The organism is Polynucleobacter rarus, assembly GCF_003072505.1.
Taxonomy (GTDB): domain Bacteria; phylum Pseudomonadota; class Gammaproteobacteria; order Burkholderiales; family Burkholderiaceae; genus Polynucleobacter; species Polynucleobacter rarus.
Genome location: NZ_NTGB01000001.1, coordinates 2469569 through 2487753 on the forward strand (window position 1 = coordinate 2469569; position 18185 = coordinate 2487753).

Sequence of the window (18185 nt, forward strand, 5' to 3'; positions counted from 1 at the left end):
TTAGTGAAGGATTCTGGGCATAGTTAATAGAAATTCTGGAATGGGCGCTGCAAAAAACTCAGCCTCCTCCGAAACACAGAAATAACTTCCTTTCATTTTTCCGTCTGGCGTTGGAATAGATGCCCAGCTAGTGTACTCAAATGATTCTCCGGGCCGGAGAAAAGGTTGCTGACCAACTACGCCTAAACCTCGAACTTCTTGTTCTACCCCTTCTGCATCGGTAATAGTCCAATGCCTACCAATCAATTGGAATGGGACTTGGGAATCATTTTTGATGATCATTGAATAGGCAAAACTATAGTTACCTTTTTCAGGCGCAGACTGATCTTCTAAGTACTGTACTTTTACCGTTATTTGAATTGCATACTCGCTCATGCTTAATAGTCCTTATATCCGAATGTGATTTATTTTATGAGGATGAATCTCTACAGTAAAATAGATTTATGAATAATAACTTACCTGCGATCATTGCACCATCGATCCTTTCTGCTGATTTCGCTTGCTTGGGGCAAGAAGTTAAAGATGTCCTAAGTGCTGGTGCGGATTGGATTCACTTTGATGTGATGGATAATCATTTCGTCCCCAATCTCACCATCGGTCCCCTGGTGTGTGAAGCAATTCGACCACATGCCCTAAAGAACGGCCTTCCAGCTTGTATCGACGTTCATTTAATGATTGAACCGGTTGATGCATTGGTTCCCGAGTTTGCAAAAGCAGGCGCTAATTTGATTAGTTTTCACCCTGAAGCAAGTACGCACATCGATCGAACGATTAATTTAATTAAAGATCAGGGTTGTCAAGCGGGCTTAGTCTTTAATCCAGCTACTCCCTTGCATTACCTAGACCATGTTTTAGATAAACTCGATTTAATCTTATTAATGTCCGTGAATCCAGGCTTTGGGGGGCAAAAATTTATTCCGTCTACTCTTGAAAAACTAAAAGCGACGCGAAAGTTGATTGATAGTTATACAGCCCAATCCGGCAGATCGATTCGACTTGAAATTGATGGAGGGGTAAATCCAGAAAATATTGGCGCTATTTATGCGGCTGGGGCTGATACCTTTGTCGCAGGTTCAGCAATCTTTGGAAAACCTGATTATGCGCAAGTAATTAACGCCATGAGAACTTCTATAGCCCAAGCAAAATGACTCTCGAAGAATTTAATCAGTTAACGACCCAAGGTTACAACCGTATTCCGTTTGTGCTTGAAACCTTGGCTGACCTTGAAACCCCCCTGTCACTCTATTTGAAGCTCACACAAGCTGAAGGCTCTAAGAATACATTTTTGCTCGAATCCGTTGTCGGCGGCGAACGTTTTGGTCGTTACTCTATTATTGGCTTACCGGCTAGAACTTTGATTCGTTCCCGAGGAACTGCGCAAAGCCCCATCAATGAAGTGGTCACTGATGGCGTAGTGGTTGAAACAAATACTGATAATCCTCTCGATTTTGTGGAGGCCTATCATGCCAAATTCAAGGCCGCCATCCTTTCAGGCTTGCCAAGGTTTTGTGGTGGGCTAGCTGGTTACTTTGGATATGACACGATTCGTTATATAGAACCTCGTTTAGCCAATTCAGCCCCAAAAGACGAATTAGGCTTACCTGATATTCAGCTATTGCTAACCGAAGAGTTGGCAGTGATTGATAATTTAGCCGGCAAACTGTATCTGATTGTTTATGTTGATCCAAAGTCTGAGAATGCCTATGTTCGTGCAAAAGAACGCTTACAGGTTTTAAGGTCGCATTTAGATCGCTCGATTGTCAATCCGATACAGACTGCTGGCACAAAAACAGAACTTATTCGTAATTATCCTAAAGAACAATTTTTGGCTGCAGTCAATAAAACGAAAGAGTACATTTTGGCGGGTGATTGCATGCAGGTTGTGTTTGGCCAACGTATTAGTCAACCTTTTGCGGAAAATCCCTTATCACTGTATCGTGCTCTACGCTCACTAAATCCCTCACCCTACTTATATTTTTATGATTTTGGTGATCATCAGTTAGTCGGATCCTCTCCAGAGATTTTGGTTCGGCAAGAGAGAACGACGGATTCAGCTGGGCAATTGCACCGCACCGTAACGGTAAGGCCGCTTGCCGGAACGCGGCCTCGCGGTAAAACACCAGAACTGGATGAACAGTTAGCTCGGGACTTATTAGCCGATCCAAAAGAAATTGCAGAGCATGTAATGTTGATTGATTTAGCAAGAAACGATATTGGCCGAATTGCCAAAATTGGTTCAGTTCATGTAACAGAAAAAATGAGTATCGAGAAGTACTCTCATGTACAGCATATTGTGAGTTCGGTAGAAGGTAACTTGCGTGAAGAGATTACGAATATGGATGTACTGCGGGCTACATTTCCGGCGGGCACCCTATCTGGTGCGCCTAAAATTCGGGCGATGGAAATTATCGATGAAATGGAAATTACCAAACGTGGCCCTTACGGCGGCGCTGCGGGTTATCTATCCTTTTCAGGCGATATGGACGTCGCTATTATTATTCGAACAGGCGTGATTAAGGATGGTTGGTTACACTCGCAAGCAGGCGCAGGAATCGTCGCCGATTCAGTTCCTGAGTCAGAGTATCAAGAAACTGAAGTCAAAGCCCGAGCTGTTTTACGAGCTGCGGAAATGGTCCAAGCTGGACTAGATTCAAGCGCATTTTGATGCCACTCAAAAGCGACGAAAGAAATATATGCTACTCATGATTGATAACTACGATTCATTTACTTTTAACTTAGTTCAGTACTTTGGAGAACTTGGTCAAGAAGTAAAAGTATTTCGTAATGATGAGATTTCTTTAGATGAAATCGAAGCGCTAGCCCCTGATTACCTTTGTATTTCTCCTGGACCCTGTAGTCCCAAAGAAGCTGGTATTTCGATTGATGCGATTCTTCGGTTTGCTGGAAAAATTCCAATTTTAGGCGTTTGTTTAGGTCATCAAGCCATCGGTGAAGCTTTTGGTGGGCATATTATTCGTGCTAAAACGATTATGCACGGCAAAACAGACACCATCCAAACTAAAAGGCGTGGTGTTTTTCAAGGATTACCAGCAGAATTTACCGTGACGCGTTATCACTCTTTAGCGATTGAGCGTTCTACTTTGCCAGACTGTCTTGAAGTAACGGCCTCTACTGCTGATGGCGAAATTATGGGTGTTAAGCATAAAACGTTGGCCGTTGAAGGGGTTCAATTCCATCCTGAATCCATTCTGTCTGAATATGGACATGACTTACTGCAAAACTTTTTAAAACTGAAAAAATAATTGGTCCGATAATTGATATGACAATCACAGCACAAGAAGCCCTCTTAAGATGTATCGAACATCGTGAAATTTTTCACGACGAAATGCTTGGTTTAATGCGTGCCATTATGAAAGGGGAGTTATCTCCGAGTATGACATCAGCATTACTGGTGGGCCTAAGAACTAAAAAAGAAACCATCGGGGAAATTTCTGCAGCAGCCATGGTAATGCGTGAATTTGCCAACCACGTTGTTGTGAAAGATTCTAGTCACTTTGTTGATATTGTTGGCACTGGTGGTGACGGATCCCATAGTTTTAATATTTCAACGACCTCTGCCTTTGTGATTGCTGGTGCTGGTGCCAAGGTTGCCAAACATGGAAACCGCAGCGTCAGTAGTAAATCTGGCAGTGCAGATGCCTTAGAAACACTAGGTGCTCGGATTGATCTTTCTGCTCAACAAGTTGGTCAGTGTATTGAAAAAACGGGGATGGGTTTTATGTTTGCCCCCAATCATCACCCCGCCATGAAAAATGTCGCTGCGGTTCGCAAAGAACTTGGTATTCGTACTATTTTTAACATCTTGGGACCTCTCACCAACCCTGCAAATGCGCCGCATATGCTTATGGGCGTGTTCCATCCAGATTTAGTAGGTATTCAGATTCGCGTACTTGAGCGTTTGGGTATGAAACATGCCCTTGTAGTTTATGGCAAGGATGGACTTGATGAAATTTCTTTAGGTGCCTCCACCTTAGTGGGGGAACTCAAAGATGGTCAAATTATTGAATATGAGATTCACCCTGAAGATTTTGGCATTGCCATGACGAGTTCGCGCGCCTTTAAAGTCGAAAATGCGCAGGAGTCGAAAAATATCATATTAAATGTTTTAGATGGACAGCCCGGACCCGCTTTAGACATCGTCGCTCTCAATTCTGGTGCTGCCCTATACGCCAGTGATCTTGCCCCTTCAATTGGCGAGGGAATTGAGTTAGCCCGCGCTACGATTACTTCCGGTGCGGCGAAAGCAAAAATGCTTGAGTTTGTTCAAACTACTCAAGAGCTAGGTGAAAAAAATGTCTGATATCTTACATCGCATTCTAGCGACTAAAAAAGAAGAGCTCATTGTCTCCAAATCACTTGTGTCACAATCAGATATTGAAGCACTTGCGCAGGCGAGTTTGACAGACTCAATTTTGGCTCCGCGTGGTTTTATTAATGCGATAGAAGCAAAAATTGCTCTCGGTCACGCTGGTGTCATCGCCGAAATCAAACAAGCCAGTCCAAGTAGAGGTATCTTAAGAGACCCATTCCATCCAGCACTCATTGCTCAAAGTTATGCACAGCATGGTGCGGCCTGTTTATCGGTCTTAACTGACGAACAATACTTTAAGGGTTGTACTGCTTTTTTAAAAGAGGCAAGAAGCGCTTGTAGTTTGCCTGTGATCCGTAAAGATTTTATGGTTGATCCGTATCAAATTTTTGAAGCTCGTGCGATGGGAGCTGATGCGATTCTACTGATTGTATCTGCGCTGAGCGATCAGCAATTGCAGGAGTTTGAAGACCTCGCCGTCCAACTACAAATGGATGTGTTGGTGGAAGTGCACGGTGCAGAAGAATTACAACGTGCACTGTTATTAAAATCTGGCTTACTCGGGATTAATAATCGTGACCTCAAAACTTTTGAAGTCTCATTACAAAATACGATCGATTTACTTGCCGATATCCCTAAAGAAAAAAGAATCGTTACAGAAAGTGGTATTTTAGCCAGAAAAGATGTTGACTTCATGCGCGAGCATCACGTTGATGCCTTTTTAGTTGGTGAAGCATTTATGCGTGCGGAGAATCCTGGACAGGCTCTACAAGATTTATTCTTTTAAGTTCTGTGAAGTGAAGACGGCCTAAATTAAGCGCGCTTCAACTTCTTGGGCAATCGCGAGAGAGGATGTTAATCCTGGCGATTCAATCGCAAACAAATTGATCAGACCAGTATGCCCATGCAACTGGGCATTATCAATTCTAAAATCAGCGGCTGGCTCACCAGGTTTACTTGTCTTTGCTCTAATCCCTGAATAGGCTGGACTTAGAACACCATCCGGTAAGTCTGGCCAGTAACTCCGAATCGCGGCGTAAAATTTATTGCCCCGCAAAGGATCAACCGCATAATCGACTTGGCTCTCTTCTTCAATATCAAGCCACTCTACATCAGGACCAAATTTTGCCTGCCCACCTAAATCCATCGTGACATGCACGCCTAGACCACCCGGTTCAGGAATCGGATAAATTAATCGGGCAAATGGGGACTTCATCGATAAAGAAAAATAATTTCCCTTGGCAAAATAAGGTTTTGGTATAAGTGATTCCTTAAAGCCCAGAATTTGTTGAGCCACTTTAGGTGCGCTCATCCCTGCACTATTAATTAAATATTTTGTTTCTAGTTGGAAAACAGATCCATCTGCCGTTGCAATGTCCAAGATATAGCCATTGTTACCATCTTGAATAGGACTTGTTTTTTGTAAGCTGGATTGATAAGCAATCATCCCGCCAGCATCTTCAAACTCTCCTAGTAAGGAGAGCATGTAACTATGGCTATCAATCACTCCAGTACTCGCCGACAGAATTGCTTCTTCAACTCGTAATACAGGTTCTAAGGCATTCGCTTGCTTTTTAGTAATACGGGACAATTGGGGAACTAAATTTGCGCACGCTTTATCCCAAATTTTCTCTAAATCCTCAAGTTGCGTTGGATCGCTAGCAACAATCAACTTACCGCAGGGGTTGTATGGGACACCGTGGGACTTTGCATACTCATGTAGGAGTGCGTTCCCTTTTAGGCAAACTTCTGTCTTAAGGGAGCCCGTAGGATAGTAAATGCCCGCATGCATTACCTCACTATTGCGTGCACTAGTGATTGTGCCAAAACTGGATTCACGCTCTAGTAAGATCGTTTCTTTTCCGCTTCTTGCCATTTGCCGTGCAATCGCGAGCCCTACGACCCCAGCTCCAACAACCACGCAATCAACTCGTTCCATGGTTGTGTAAAAACCTACACGTTGAACAAGAAGTTCAGTACATCGCCATCTTTCACAACGTACTCTTTACCTTCAGCACGCATCTTGCCTGCTTCTTTGGCGCCCTGTTCACCTTTGTATTGAATGAAGTCATCAAACCCAATCGTTTGGGCACGAATAAACCCTTTTTCAAAATCCGTATGGATGACACCTGCGGCCTGAGGTGCTGTATCACCAATGTGAATCGTCCAAGCACGAACTTCCTTAACACCCGCTGTAAAGTAAGTTTGCAAACCTAATAGAGTAAAGCCAGCTCGAATTACCCGGTCAAGACCTGGTTCATTCATGCCCATCTCTTGCAAGAACTCAATCTTATCTTCATCTTCTAAGTCTGCAATTTCTGCCTCAATGGCCGCGCAGACAGCAACGACAGGAGCATTTTCTAAAGCAGCGTGTGCCTTAACAGCTTCTAAATGGGGATTATTTTCAAAACCATCTTCGAGCACGTTTGCAACATACATTGCAGGTTTAGCTGTGATTAAACAAAAGGGCTTGAGTAACAACATTTCTTCGGGTGACAAACCGAGAGATCGAACCGGCTTCGCCTCATTGAGGTGAGCAGCCACTCTCGTTAAGACCGATAATAAGGCAGCTGCCTCTTTATCGTTGCCCGATTTTGCAGCTTTAGTATATTTGGTGATTGCCTTGTCAACGCTGGTTAAATCAGACAAGGCTAATTCTGTATCTATGACGCCGATATCCGACAGCGGATTCACCCGCCCGGCAACGTGAATCACGTTATCGTCTTCGAAGCAACGCACGACGTGAGTAATTGCGTCAGTTTCTCGAATATTGGCTAAAAACTGATTACCAAGTCCCTCGCCTTTAGAAGCACCAGCGACTAAACCAGCAATATCGACAAACTCAACGATCGCAGGTACGATTCGCTCTGGCTTGACGATTTTTGACAGTTCGGATAGACGTGAGTCTGGAACTTCCACGACGCCGACATTGGGCTCAATCGTGCAAAATGGATAATTCTCCGCAGCGATACCAGCTTTGGTAAGCGCGTTAAAGAGGGTGGATTTGCCGACGTTAGGCAGGCCGACGATGCCGCATTTCAATGACATAAGCTATATTGTAATAACATCATATTATGAGTACACAAGAAATTATTATATTAGGTGGTGGAATAGTTGGTAAAACAGCCGCTTTAGCCTTCAGTCAAAAGGGTTTAAAGGTTTTACACATTGCTGCTAATTTTGGTGATAAATCCAACACTAATTCAGCTAGTTCTGAAAAAGATGCCTGGAATAGTCGAGTTTATGCAATTTCTCACAGTTCAGAAGAGCTATTTAAAGATCTTCAAATTTGGCAAGCAATCGATTCGAGTCGAAGACAAGTTGTCGAACAAATGCGTATTTATGGTGATAGTGGTGAAATCGCAGATGGCATCCATTTTTCAGCATTTGAGGCAAATTTGCCAAAGCTTGCTCATATTGTTGAGTCCCAACAAATCGAAGAGGCTTTGGATCTTGCTACCACCTTTTCTAAATTTATTACCCGCCTTGAAGCGAATTTTGAGTCTATCTCCATGGGGGAAGGCGAGGCCATTGTAAAAACCAATGTAGGCATCTTCAAAGCACCACTTGTGATTGCTGCCGATGGAGCGAACTCCTTAATTCGAACCCAGGTTGGTATTGAGATTTCTCAAGATCTTTATGAACATACTGCCGTCATTGGCAACTTTGCTTGCGAAAATCATCATCTCCGCACTGCCCACCAATGGTTTTTGGACAATGGCGATGTGTTAGCACTTTTGCCTTTACCAAATAAAAAAGTTTCGATGGTTTGGTCTACCTCTGAAGCCAATGCTGCACACTTAGTAGATCTAGCTAAGAATGATTGCGAACTGTTGTGTCAAAGCATTAGTTCTCAAGCGCAAGGTTTGCCCCTTCAGGCCTTAGGCAAATTGCAATTACTCAATCAAGTAAAAACTTATCCGCTTAAACGCCAAAGAGCTAAGCAGTTTATTGGCCCGACTCTGGATCCAAAAGTTGTGTTACTGGGTGACGCAGCCCATGTCATGCATCCCTTAGCTGGCCAAGGTTTAAATCTGGGTCTGCGTGATATCCGAGACTTGGTTAAAACAATTACGGAAAAAGAAACCTTTAGAAGCATCAATGATCGGGTATTACTGCGTCGTTATGAACGAGCAAGGGTCGCCGATGTTGATGCTATTTTAGGGGTGACGCATCATTTACATCGTTTGTTTATGAGAAATGACTCTGCCTTGAAGTGGCTTCGCAATACCGGTATGCGGCTCCTTAATCAACAAAGCAACATTAAAAAACAATTGATTGCGAAAGCTTTAGAATAGAGTTTTATTGCCCTAGCTAGTATCTATTTTTATTACTAGCTTGGGTACATTAATTATTAGGAATGACCATCATGCGCACCCTTCAAATTTACCTAGCCTTTTTTCTGGGAACTTTATCCATTTTAAGCCCTGCTCAGTCTAACGATAAAATCAAAGCTGAATTACAAAAGCAACTAGGGGCCAATGTTCAAATCAAGAGTATCTCCCCATCTCCTATTCCAGGAATTTTTGAAGTTGTTGCAAACAATACCGTGGTGTATACCGATGCAACTGCAAAATATTTAATTCAGGGTAGTATTGTTGAATTAAAAACGGGTACTAACCTCACAGAACAAAAAGAGGATGAACTCAATAAAATCAAATTTACTGATTTACCAATGAATGACGCCTTGAGGACAGTTAGAGGTGACGGTACGCGTGTTATCGCCGTGTTTGCTGATCCGAATTGTGGATACTGTAAAACCTTGGAAAAAAATCTTTTAACCATGGATAACATCACCGTTTTTACTTACCTAATTCCAATCTTGTCTGCGGATTCTACTGTTAAGTCTAAAGCGATTTGGTGTAGTGCTGAGCCCAGTAAATCCTGGATTAACTGGATGACTCAACAGGTACAACCTACTGCAGCAAAAGCAGACTGTGTTAACCCCTTAGATAGAAATTTAGCACTCGCCAAAAAAATCGGGGTAACCGGCACACCAGCTATCTTCTTTAGTGATGGCACTAGAATTCCTGGGGCAGTATCAAAAGAAACTATTGAAAAGAAATTTGCTGAATTAACCGTTAAGAAATAATCCGATTCTTTATGGCAGATATTCAATACACCATACTTCCTATCGATGGACTTGGTCACTATTTTGAAGTCGAATTACTGATTTCAAAACCGAATCCTACTGGTCAACGTATTCAGATGCCCAATTGGATTCCTGGCAGTTATATGACGCGTGACTTTGCTAAAAATATTTTGTCATTGCATGCTTTTCGTCAAGATAAGAGTCAAGCATTTAAACAGCCTTTACATCTTTTACAAACGAACTCTGACACTTGGGAAATTGAAGCTACGGATGGTCCTGTTTTAATTAAATCAAAAATCTATGCTTTCGATAATTCGGTTCGTACTGCTTTTTTAGATACCGAGCGCGCTTTTTTTAATTTTAGTAGTTTATGTTTTCAAGTCGTAGACCAAACACACAAACCTATTGATTGTTTTTTACAAAACACGTCTTTGACAAAGACTTGGGAGGTAATTACTACCCTACCAAGTAAAAAAATTGATCAGCGTGGTTTTGGCTTATATTACGCACCTCAATACGATGCCTTGATTGACCATCCAGTTAGCTTAGGACGTTTTTCAAAAGTTGCTTGGCAGTCTTTTGGGATTCCTCACCAAATTGTTTTTCAGGGTGTCGTAAACCCCTTAAACCTGGCTTTACTCAAAGAGGACTTAAAAGCTATTTGTGATACCCACATTGCTTTTTTTGATCCTAGTCATCATGTTGCACCTTTTACTGAATATGTATTTCATGTCAATGTGGTGGGTAATGGCTATGGTGGGCTCGAACATCGCTCTTCAACAGCGCTAATTTGTAAACGATCTGACTTGCCCTATACGAACCAACTTGCTCAAGCTAGTGAGCTAAAAGCCTATCAAGACTTTTTAGGTTTATGTAGTCATGAGTATTTTCATTCTTGGATGGTCAAAAAAGTACAGCCTCTTGCTTTCCAACCCTATCGACTTAACCAACGAAATTTTACAAAACTTCTTTGGTTGTTTGAGGGCTTTACGAGCTATTACGATGATCTGCAACTTTTTAGAAGTCGTCGCATTGACCGAACAACTTACCTTCAGCGTATTTTAGATACCTATCATCAAGTTCTTAAAAACCCAGGTAGATTGCATCAAAGTGTCGCGCAAAGCTCTTTTACTGCTTGGACAAAATATTATCTGATGGATGAGAACACACCGAATTCAGTAGTCAGTTATTACGCTAAAGGCTCTCTCATTGCCTTTGCCCTAGATATCCTGATTCGTGATTTTTCTATGCAAGAAAAATCTTTAGATGATGTGATGAGAATGCTTTGGCAAGAGCACGGTGCTTATGGCGATGATGTTGGCATAGGTTTAACCGATAACGGCTTAGATAAAGTACTCAACAAATGTTTGGGGTCTAGTTTTAGTCCCCTTTGGCTAGCTTTTAAATCAGCCTACATTGATGGCACACAAGATGTTGATGTGATTCAACTGATGCAATCAGTAGGTATCTCCCTTAACCTTAAAAAAGTTTCTGAGGCGGAGAAAATTCAGCAAAGTTTAGGCGTCCGCACACTTACCCAAGATGGCTTTATTAGAGTGACCCATGTTTTAGAAGGTTATTTAGGACAAATTGCAGGTCTATGCCCTAATGACCTGATTATTGCCCTCAATGATGAAAAGGTAAGTTCAGCCAATTGGACCCAGTTACTCACACGATATGCTAGTAAAAAAACTACACTTATTGTTTTTCGAAGTGATTTACTGAAAAAACTAGTCCTCCAATTACCTTCAAAGACGGCCCTATCGGATCCGAAACTACAAACTTACGAGTTAGTAAATGATGAAGTCTGTTGACTAATGATTCATGGGTTATTTGCATTCTTTTCTTGATCGACTACCAACGGATTATCAATCCCTTCTGTCGCCCCGCTTAAAAGATCCAAAATGGGTTCATTTGTTAGAGACCATTCAGGAACAAGAAGAATTGGCAAGAAATACGCATCCAAACTCCATTTTTCCACAGTATGAGCGGGTTTTTTTTGCTCTTGCAGCAACGCCTATTCATCAAATCAAAGTGATTCTTTTGGGTCAAGACCCTTACCATTCTCCTGGGCTTGCCCAAGGTTTAGCTTTTTCCGTTCCTGACCAAATTATGCCCGGTTCAAATTTGTTTCCTAGCTCCCTACGAAACATCAATAAAGCACTGACTTTGGAAGGGTTCGCACCGCTTTCGAATGGCGATCTTTCACACTGGGCTGACCAAGGAGTCCTTCTACTGAATGCCTGTCTGACGGTACAATCTGGCCTACCAAATAGCCATGTTGCCTTCGGATGGAATACCTTTACGGATGCCTTAATCCAAGATTTACTAAATTATTTATCAGGAACTGTTGTGATGTTATGGGGTGGTTTTGCCCACAAGAAAGAGGTATTCATCCAACCTGAGCGTAACCATCTGATTTTAAAATCTTCGCACCCTTCTGGTCTTGGCGTTTATAAAACCAAAGCACCATTCCTGTTGCCCAAAGATGCCGGTAGCTGCAATCACTTTACCCTCACAAACTCTTGGCTTAGACAACATAATAGAGATCCTATTAGTTGGTAGTTTCTGTTTTTTTCTAAATTCACTTATGTTCAATGGTTTCTCCTCATAGAAGAACAAAACTTTATAATGTATTTCTTGTTACCGAATTGAATTGATTTGCCATGAAACCTAGTATGCATTCAAAACTCGAGCATTTACAGGCTCGACTGCTTGAACTGAACTCGTTGATGTCGCGGGAAGATGTTACTCAAAACATGGATCAATTTCGTAAATACACTAAAGAACATGCAGAAATCGATCCTGTAGTCGCTAAGTTTTCTCAATACCAAGCAGCGATGCAAGATGAACAAGTTGCGATTGAAATGCGTAATGACCCCGATTCAAAAGATTTTGCTGAGGAAGAAATTAAATCGGCAAGATTACAAATGGAAGCTTTACAGGATGATTTGCAAAAACTCTTGTTACCCAAGGATCCGAATGATGACAGAAATATCTTTCTGGAAATTAGAGCGGGTACTGGTGGAGATGAAAGTGCACTTTTTGCAGCTGATTTACTGCGCATGTACACTCGGTTTGCTGAGCGTCAACGCTGGAAAACTGAAATTATTAGTGCGAATGAATCAGATTTAGGAGGCTACAAAGAGGTAATCCTCCGTCTAGAAGGCGATAAAGTCTACTCGAAACTAAAGTTTGAATCAGGTGGACATCGTGTACAACGCGTTCCACAAACTGAGACTCAAGGACGTATCCATACTTCTGCTTGTACTGTGGCGGTGCTTCCTGAAGCGGATGAAGTGGAAGCAGTGCAAATTAATCCGAGTGAACTGCGGATTGATACTTTTAGGGCATCAGGTGCTGGTGGACAGCATATTAATAAAACGGACTCTGCGGTACGTATTACCCATCTCCCGACGGGAATTGTTGTGGAGTGCCAAGATGATCGAAGTCAACATCGCAATAAGGATCAAGCGATGAAAGTTCTTGTTTCTAGAATCATGGATGCGAGATACAAAGAACAACACAATAAGGAAGCCCAAGAACGTAAAAGTTTGATTGGCTCGGGTGATCGTAGTGACCGTATTCGTACCTATAATTTCCCCCAAGGTCGTATTTCCGACCACAGAATCAATTTAACCCTCTATAAGATCGATGCCATGATGGACGGAGATATTGTTGAGTTATTAAACGCCCTCTCAGCCGAACATCAAGCTGAATTATTAGCCACTCTGGGCGAGAGCTAATCTTTTTGATAACTCTCTCACTCTCTAATATTATTTTGTGAGTTCCACCTCTACAACGATTCGATCGATTCTCCAGTCTACTACTTTAGACCGAGTAGATGCTAAGGTTCTGCTTTACTATTTAATGGATCTTCATTATCGATGGCCTAGGAGTTACCTCATTAGTCATGATCAGGATGATTTATCCGAGGCCTTTATTAGGGATTGGATTTCCCTTGAATCACAGCGTCAGCAAGGTGTTCCTGTAGCCTATTTAACTTGCTCCAAGGCATTCCATCAAATTGACTTAATTGTTAGCCCTGACGTCCTAATTCCACGCCCAGAAACTGAATTATTGGTTGAGAGAGGAATTGCAACGATCCTTGCTTTTATACAATCTCATCCAAACGACTTTAATCCTTCTCAGCGTTTTAATGTTCTAGATTTAGGTTGTGGGAGTGGTGCCATTATTCTTTCAATAGCGAATGCTTTACAACACTCACCCTTTTTCGATTCTTTATCTTTTATTGCCAGTGATGTGAGTCATGGCGCTTTACAAATTGCTCAGGCGAATGCGGCTCGTCTTTCCCTTTCTTCATCGATTCAATTTTTTGAAAGTAATTGGTTTGATCAGCTACCGTTTGATCATTTTGGGATCATTTTGAGTAATCCTCCCTACTTAAGTAGGGATGACCCCCATCTACAAGTTGGAGATTTACGCTTTGAGCCAATTGGGGCACTCTCCGATTTTGCCGATGGCTTATCTGCTTATCGCCTGATTTGTTCGCAAGCAAAACATCGACTTATTTCTAGTGGTAGTCTTTTATTCGAACATGGTTTTGCACAAGCTCAAGATGTTCGGGCTCTATTACACAATGAATCTTTTGTTAAGATTCATACTGAAAAAGATTATTCAGGCCTTGATCGTGTTACCTACGCTCAAAAAGGGTAGAATAAGCAATTATTGTTTTATTTGGGAGCAGATTATGGATACTCAAGATCGTATTAAAGAGATAGTTAGTTCAAACCCGGTAGTTCTTTTCATGAAGGGAACTGCCCAGTTTCCACAATGTGGCTTTTCTGGCCGCGCTATTCAGATTCTCAACGCGTGCGGCGTCACCTCTCCTTTTACCGTCAATGTTTTGGCTGATGAAGAGATTCGTCAAGGTATTAAAGAGTTTGCGAACTGGCCAACTATTCCACAACTGTATGTCAATGGCGAATTCGTCGGTGGCTCAGACATCATGATGGAAATGTATGAAAGTGGCGAACTACAGGATGTGTTTAAAGCTTAATTCATCGCTTTATCAATTCTGATGTTGTTCAGCAATGGGTGTGTACTTTAGGGTCACACCTTTTTGTTTTTTGAAGTCTCTTAATTCTCTTCAATTTCTTGAGTTCTACCCAAAAAAGAAAAAGCCATTCTTGTTTTCAAGAATGGCTTTAAGGAGTACTACTTCTTTATTCTATTTTTAACTCTTTAAACAATTAAGCAGTTTTACGTGCAGCTGGACGTGCAGTGGTTTTTGCTGCAGCTTTTTTAACACTTGCAACTTGTCCTTGAATTGCTTCAACAGCTTCTTCAGTTGATTTTTCAACTTTGCTGAGTACTTCTTTAGTAGCAGCTTGAACTTGACCAACACTTTGTAATGCAGTGTCAATTGAAGTTTTGAATGCGTTTACAAAAGCGTCTGATCCAGCAGGTGCATTTGCAGACATTGTTTCTACCCATTCTTTTAGGCTAGATTTCATCTGATCCATACTAGCTTCTGACATAGCTGTCATTTCTTCAGCAGCTTCACGCACAATCTTTGTTACAGATTGTTGATGTGCAACTAATTTGCTAGTAATGCCATCAAGACCGTTTTCTTGAGCAATTGAAATTGCTGCTTGTGGATCTTTAGCATTCAATACTTTGCTTAAAGTATCGTTAGCTTCTACTAATAGTGACTTAGTTGTGTCAAAGCTAATTTCAGCTAATTTTTGTGAACGGTCAAATGACTTCTCAGTCAAAGCCATTACGTTTTGTACATTTTTTGCGCTAAATTCGTTTAATTTTCCAGCAATTTGTTCGTAGTCCATGTGATTCTCCCAAGTAAGTTAATATCAAAAAAACATAATTATGTTGCAATGCAATAAATTTACACCCCTAAGTATTAAAATGCAAGAGTTTTTTGTTGCAATGCAATATTTTTTGTATTTTTACCGATATTTCAAGCAAAAATCCCAGTAGGAATGATCCTAACTGGGATTTTTTAGTGATTTACTTGAGGTAATTAGAAATGGATATTCCCAATTACAAAACAATTAAACGACTAATTTTTACATTTTCAAACCAAGCATTGCACGTGCTTCAGCAGAGCTTGCTAATTGACCGCCAAGGTTTTCTACAATCATTTTTGCTCTGGTTACGAGTTCAGCATTACTCTTGGCAAGAACACCTTTTTCCATGTAAATATTGTCTTCCATACCTACACGAACATGGCCACCGAATAAATAAGCTGCACCAACAATCGGGAACTCTGCTCTAGAAATACCAAAAGCTGCCCACTTTGCGCCTGCAGGTAACTGACTACGCATAAACAGCAAAGTTGCTGGATCAGTATTAAAACCATACTTCACACCCATTACAAAGGTGTATAAGCCTGGACCTTCAAGACTGCCGTCAGCAATCATATCTTTTGCTAAATTTAAATCACCTGTATCGAAAATTTCGAGCTCAGGCATTACTCCTGCTTCACGAATTACCTTCGCCATTTTTCTAGCATTCGATGGTGTATTCATCACAACATCAGGACCTGAGTTCATCGTATTTAAATCTAATGAACAAATGTCTGGTTTTAATTTGGCAATATGCTCTACGCGCTTTAATGGATGGCAAAGTGTTGTACCTGGTGCAAAAATCTTTGGTTCATCTTCAGAAGGAACAAAGCGACCACCAGGGCCTGTTGTTAAATTGATAATCAATGAAGTGTTGTGTTTTTTGATTAAATCAATGGTTTCAGCATAATGTTCGAGTTCCATTGATGGCTTGCCATCTGGGTGACGAACGTGAATATGCGCAACAGCCGCACCCGCTTCTGCTGCTTCTAATGCAGAATCCGCGATTTGTTGTGGTGTAATTGGCAAATGGGGTGTCATTTCTGGTTTTGTTAAATTCCCAGTAATTGCACAGGTTAATATAGTTTTACTCATAACTTCTTCCTTTCTGTTTATACTTCAAATCTAATAATGTTTAAATGTGACACATGCAAAAAATAAATTTTGATACCCTATCAAGTACTTCTAGAGAAACAGTCATGCGATTGCTGGATGTTTCTGAGGTACTGTTCTCTGAATCCGGTTATGCGGGCACCACTGTTCGTGATATCTCGTCTAAATCGAATATTAATCAAGCATTGATTAATTACCATTTCCAAAATAAACGCGGACTTTTTATGGCAATCTTTGCCCGCCGCGGGAAAATTCTTTCTGATGAACGATTGCGCCTCTTGGAGGAGTTTCGCACTGAAGCAAAGGGTCAATCTATTGCCCTTAAAAAATTGATCTATGCATTCGTTTATCCGCCTCTGCGCTTGGCTGGGGAGAGTACTGGCGGTCGAGCATTTGTTAAACTGCAAGCTCGCTTGCACAATGAACCGAAAGACATTGAAACAACTCTGCGTCAAGAATATTACGACAAAGTGAGTTTGGAGTTCATGGAAGAGTTTCATAGAACTTTGCCCCAAATCAGTAAAGAGACGATTGCTTGGCGAATGATTTTTATCATGGGTCTGTATATCTATGTCGCTTCAAACACGGGTCGACTTGAGGTTATTTCTGATCAAAAATGTACCGGAAGTAACTGGCAAGAAGCCCTTGAGGAAATTTTGAATTTCTGTGAACATGGATTTTTGGCGCCTGTAACTGACTTTACTCAGGTTTTGCCTTAGTTTCTAAAACTACTTTACCCCAGTGTTTTAATTCATTATTGATATAGGTTGTGGTTTGAGCTACGGTGCCGCCTACAGGAATGAGTCCAGCTTGGCTTAGTTTTTCTTTCGTATCTGGTTCAGCGACAATATTTGCAATGGCACGGTTGATAGTATTAATTTGGTCTGCTGATGTTCCTGCTGGAGCTAAAACTGCCACCCAAGTATAGTCTTGAATTTGCGGATAGCCCAATTCTTTTAGAGTCGGTACTTCTGGAAGGTCTGCCACTCTTTCAGTACTTGATACGCCTAAAATTCTGACTTTTCCTTGTTTGTGAAACTGGTAGACTCCAGCTACTGCTGTACAACCAATTGGAGTTTCACCACCGACTACCGCTACTGATGCAGGACCAGCCCCACGATAAGGGATATGAGTAATATCATTTTTCCAAATCACGTGAAATAAATTTTCGCAAGTTAAATGGGGTGTTGTGCCACTACCTGGTGAAGAGAACGATAACTTCTCTTTCATTGCATAATTTTTTAATTCGTCGAGCGTTTTAACTGGAACCTTCTCATTCACTGAAATGACATTGGGCTGTGTTGCAATGATAATCACTGGAGAAAAATCTTTTGTTGGGTTGTAGCCTGCTTTATCTCCATAGAGCGAAGGATTCACTGCATAAGATGAAGAAGTAATGAGGAAGTTGTAACCATCATTTGGGTACTTTGCAACGATTTGTGCACCAACGTTACCACCTGCTCCCGTCTTATTATCGACAAAGACCGATTGCTTTAGAACTTCAGTCAAACGATTACTAATAATTCTAGCCGCCATGTCAACAGGGCCACCTGGTGGAAATGATACCGTCATACGTATTGGCTTTTCTGGATAAGCCGCTTTTACTGGTGAGACTATCGATGCTAGTAACACAGCAAGGATACTACTTACGACGGCAACTTTGACTAACATGGGGGAATTGGATCCAGTTTTCACTGTAGAAATATTGCTGTTCATCATTGTTGTTCGCTGTGTTGTTGTCGCTTTTTGCATTTTGGTCTCCCACACTATTTTCTGCCACGCTAGCGTGGCAGAATTTTCATGGTTATTTTTAGTATAAAAACTA

General features: G+C 41.4%; 19 protein-coding genes. 13 read left to right on the plus strand and 6 right to left on the minus strand.

Features of this window, described 5'->3' with window-relative positions; translation table 11 throughout:
- Positions 1-375 carry a Co2+/Mg2+ efflux protein ApaG gene (gene apaG / locus AOC35_RS11815; protein WP_108647270.1) on the minus strand — a complete coding sequence of 125 codons (375 nt, stop codon included), beginning with the start codon at positions 373-375 and terminating at the stop codon, positions 1-3.
- Between the two features lie 68 nt (positions 376-443).
- Between apaG and rpe the strand changes: the two genes are divergently transcribed.
- The 5 genes from rpe to trpC are packed head-to-tail and all read left to right on the plus strand — an operon-like array spanning position 444 to position 5117.
- Positions 444-1148: a ribulose-phosphate 3-epimerase gene (gene rpe, locus AOC35_RS11820; protein ID WP_108647271.1), complete on the plus strand. Its 705-nt coding sequence runs from the start codon at positions 444-446 to the stop codon at positions 1146-1148.
- Positions 1145-2665, plus strand: coding sequence for an anthranilate synthase component I (gene trpE, locus AOC35_RS11825; RefSeq protein WP_108647272.1), 1521 nt, complete (start codon positions 1145-1147; stop codon positions 2663-2665). Before rpe ends, trpE begins: the two co-directional genes overlap by 4 nt.
- A 28-nt stretch (positions 2666-2693) precedes the next feature.
- The gene (locus AOC35_RS11830) at positions 2694-3263 is read left to right on the plus strand and encodes an anthranilate synthase component II (RefSeq protein ID WP_108647273.1); all 570 of its coding nucleotides are present in this window, start codon (positions 2694-2696) and stop codon (positions 3261-3263) included.
- Positions 3264-3280: 17 nt separating this feature from the next.
- A complete protein-coding gene (gene trpD / locus AOC35_RS11835; protein ID WP_108647274.1) occupies positions 3281-4321 on the plus strand; it encodes an anthranilate phosphoribosyltransferase in 1041 nt (346 codons plus the stop codon).
- A complete protein-coding gene (trpC, locus tag AOC35_RS11840; RefSeq protein ID WP_108647275.1) occupies positions 4314-5117 on the plus strand; it encodes an indole-3-glycerol phosphate synthase TrpC in 804 nt (267 codons plus the stop codon). The genes trpD and trpC overlap by 8 nt, the downstream gene beginning before the upstream one ends.
- A gap of 21 nt (positions 5118-5138) precedes the next feature.
- On the opposite strand, the gene AOC35_RS11845 is transcribed toward trpC, so the two are convergent.
- The gene (locus AOC35_RS11845; RefSeq protein ID WP_108647276.1) at positions 5139-6269 is read right to left on the minus strand and encodes an NAD(P)/FAD-dependent oxidoreductase; all 1131 of its coding nucleotides are present in this window, start codon (positions 6267-6269) and stop codon (positions 5139-5141) included.
- A gap of 14 nt (positions 6270-6283) precedes the next feature.
- Positions 6284-7378: a redox-regulated ATPase YchF gene (gene ychF / locus AOC35_RS11850; protein ID WP_108647277.1), complete on the minus strand. Its 1095-nt coding sequence runs from the start codon at positions 7376-7378 to the stop codon at positions 6284-6286.
- A 26-nt stretch (positions 7379-7404) separates the two neighbouring features.
- Between ychF and AOC35_RS11855 the strand changes: the two genes are divergently transcribed.
- The 7 genes from AOC35_RS11855 to grxD all read left to right on the plus strand — a co-directional run bounded on the left by AOC35_RS11855 (position 7405) and on the right by grxD (position 14442).
- Positions 7405-8628 carry an FAD-dependent monooxygenase gene (locus tag AOC35_RS11855; protein ID WP_108647278.1) on the plus strand — a complete coding sequence of 408 codons (1224 nt, stop codon included), beginning with the start codon at positions 7405-7407 and terminating at the stop codon, positions 8626-8628.
- Positions 8629-8699: 71 nt separating this feature from the next.
- Positions 8700-9422, plus strand: coding sequence for a DsbC family protein (locus AOC35_RS11860; RefSeq protein ID WP_108647279.1), 723 nt, complete (start codon positions 8700-8702; stop codon positions 9420-9422).
- A gap of 11 nt (positions 9423-9433) precedes the next feature.
- A complete protein-coding gene (locus AOC35_RS11865; protein ID WP_108647280.1) occupies positions 9434-11236 on the plus strand; it encodes a M61 family metallopeptidase in 1803 nt (600 codons plus the stop codon).
- A 10-nt stretch (positions 11237-11246) separates the two neighbouring features.
- Positions 11247-11987 carry a uracil-DNA glycosylase gene (locus AOC35_RS11870; RefSeq protein WP_108647281.1) on the plus strand — a complete coding sequence of 247 codons (741 nt, stop codon included), beginning with the start codon at positions 11247-11249 and terminating at the stop codon, positions 11985-11987.
- 101 nt (positions 11988-12088) lie between these two features.
- Entirely contained in the window at positions 12089-13168 is a 1080-nt protein-coding gene (gene prfA / locus AOC35_RS11875) for a peptide chain release factor 1 (RefSeq protein WP_108647282.1), read from the plus strand.
- Between the two features lie 37 nt (positions 13169-13205).
- The gene (gene prmC / locus AOC35_RS11880) at positions 13206-14099 is read left to right on the plus strand and encodes a peptide chain release factor N(5)-glutamine methyltransferase (RefSeq protein WP_159077571.1); all 894 of its coding nucleotides are present in this window, start codon (positions 13206-13208) and stop codon (positions 14097-14099) included.
- 34 nt (positions 14100-14133) lie between these two features.
- On the plus strand, positions 14134-14442 hold the full coding sequence (grxD, locus tag AOC35_RS11885) for a Grx4 family monothiol glutaredoxin (RefSeq protein ID WP_108647284.1): 309 nt from the start codon (positions 14134-14136) through the stop codon (positions 14440-14442).
- A 193-nt stretch (positions 14443-14635) separates the two neighbouring features.
- Here the strand turns inward: grxD and AOC35_RS11890 are convergent, their stop codons facing one another.
- Positions 14636-15229, minus strand: coding sequence for a phasin family protein (locus AOC35_RS11890; RefSeq protein ID WP_108647285.1), 594 nt, complete (start codon positions 15227-15229; stop codon positions 14636-14638).
- 240 nt (positions 15230-15469) lie between these two features.
- Positions 15470-16342, minus strand: a complete 873-nt coding sequence (locus tag AOC35_RS11895) for a beta-keto acid cleavage family enzyme (RefSeq protein WP_108647286.1) — start codon at positions 16340-16342, stop codon at positions 15470-15472.
- Between the two features lie 53 nt (positions 16343-16395).
- Here AOC35_RS11895 and AOC35_RS11900 point away from each other — a divergent pair, with 53 nt between their 5' ends.
- Positions 16396-17079, plus strand: a complete 684-nt coding sequence (locus AOC35_RS11900; protein ID WP_108647287.1) for a TetR/AcrR family transcriptional regulator — start codon at positions 16396-16398, stop codon at positions 17077-17079.
- Here the strand turns inward: AOC35_RS11900 and AOC35_RS11905 are convergent.
- Positions 17060-18112 carry a Bug family tripartite tricarboxylate transporter substrate binding protein gene (locus tag AOC35_RS11905; protein ID WP_108647288.1) on the minus strand — a complete coding sequence of 351 codons (1053 nt, stop codon included), beginning with the start codon at positions 18110-18112 and terminating at the stop codon, positions 17060-17062. The two genes, AOC35_RS11900 and AOC35_RS11905, sit on opposite strands and share 20 nt — an antisense overlap.
- Positions 18113-18185 lie beyond the last annotated feature (73 nt).

Coding starts and splice junctions, on each gene's coding strand:
- ychF (WP_108647277.1), bottom strand. CDS start 7,378: ATGTCATTGAAATGCGGCATCGTCGGCCTGCCTAACGTCGGCAAATCC.
- AOC35_RS11860 (WP_108647279.1), top strand. CDS start 8,700: ATGCGCACCCTTCAAATTTACCTAGCCTTTTTTCTGGGAACTTTATCC.
- grxD (WP_108647284.1), top strand. CDS start 14,134: ATGGATACTCAAGATCGTATTAAAGAGATAGTTAGTTCAAACCCGGTA.
- AOC35_RS11870 (WP_108647281.1), top strand. CDS start 11,247: ATGGGTTATTTGCATTCTTTTCTTGATCGACTACCAACGGATTATCAA.
- AOC35_RS11895 (WP_108647286.1), bottom strand. CDS start 16,342: ATGAGTAAAACTATATTAACCTGTGCAATTACTGGGAATTTAACAAAA.
- AOC35_RS11865 (WP_108647280.1), top strand. CDS start 9,434: ATGGCAGATATTCAATACACCATACTTCCTATCGATGGACTTGGTCAC.
- AOC35_RS11900 (WP_108647287.1), top strand. CDS start 16,396: ATGCAAAAAATAAATTTTGATACCCTATCAAGTACTTCTAGAGAAACA.
- AOC35_RS11845 (WP_108647276.1), bottom strand. CDS start 6,269: ATGGAACGAGTTGATTGCGTGGTTGTTGGAGCTGGGGTCGTAGGGCTC.
- AOC35_RS11830 (WP_108647273.1), top strand. CDS start 2,694: ATGCTACTCATGATTGATAACTACGATTCATTTACTTTTAACTTAGTT.
- apaG (WP_108647270.1), bottom strand. CDS start 375: ATGAGCGAGTATGCAATTCAAATAACGGTAAAAGTACAGTACTTAGAA.
- prfA (WP_108647282.1), top strand. CDS start 12,089: ATGAAACCTAGTATGCATTCAAAACTCGAGCATTTACAGGCTCGACTG.
- AOC35_RS11905 (WP_108647288.1), bottom strand. CDS start 18,112: ATGCAAAAAGCGACAACAACACAGCGAACAACAATGATGAACAGCAAT.
- trpD (WP_108647274.1), top strand. CDS start 3,281: ATGACAATCACAGCACAAGAAGCCCTCTTAAGATGTATCGAACATCGT.
- rpe (WP_108647271.1), top strand. CDS start 444: ATGAATAATAACTTACCTGCGATCATTGCACCATCGATCCTTTCTGCT.
- AOC35_RS11855 (WP_108647278.1), top strand. CDS start 7,405: ATGAGTACACAAGAAATTATTATATTAGGTGGTGGAATAGTTGGTAAA.
- AOC35_RS11890 (WP_108647285.1), bottom strand. CDS start 15,229: ATGGACTACGAACAAATTGCTGGAAAATTAAACGAATTTAGCGCAAAA.
- trpC (WP_108647275.1), top strand. CDS start 4,314: ATGTCTGATATCTTACATCGCATTCTAGCGACTAAAAAAGAAGAGCTC.
- trpE (WP_108647272.1), top strand. CDS start 1,145: ATGACTCTCGAAGAATTTAATCAGTTAACGACCCAAGGTTACAACCGT.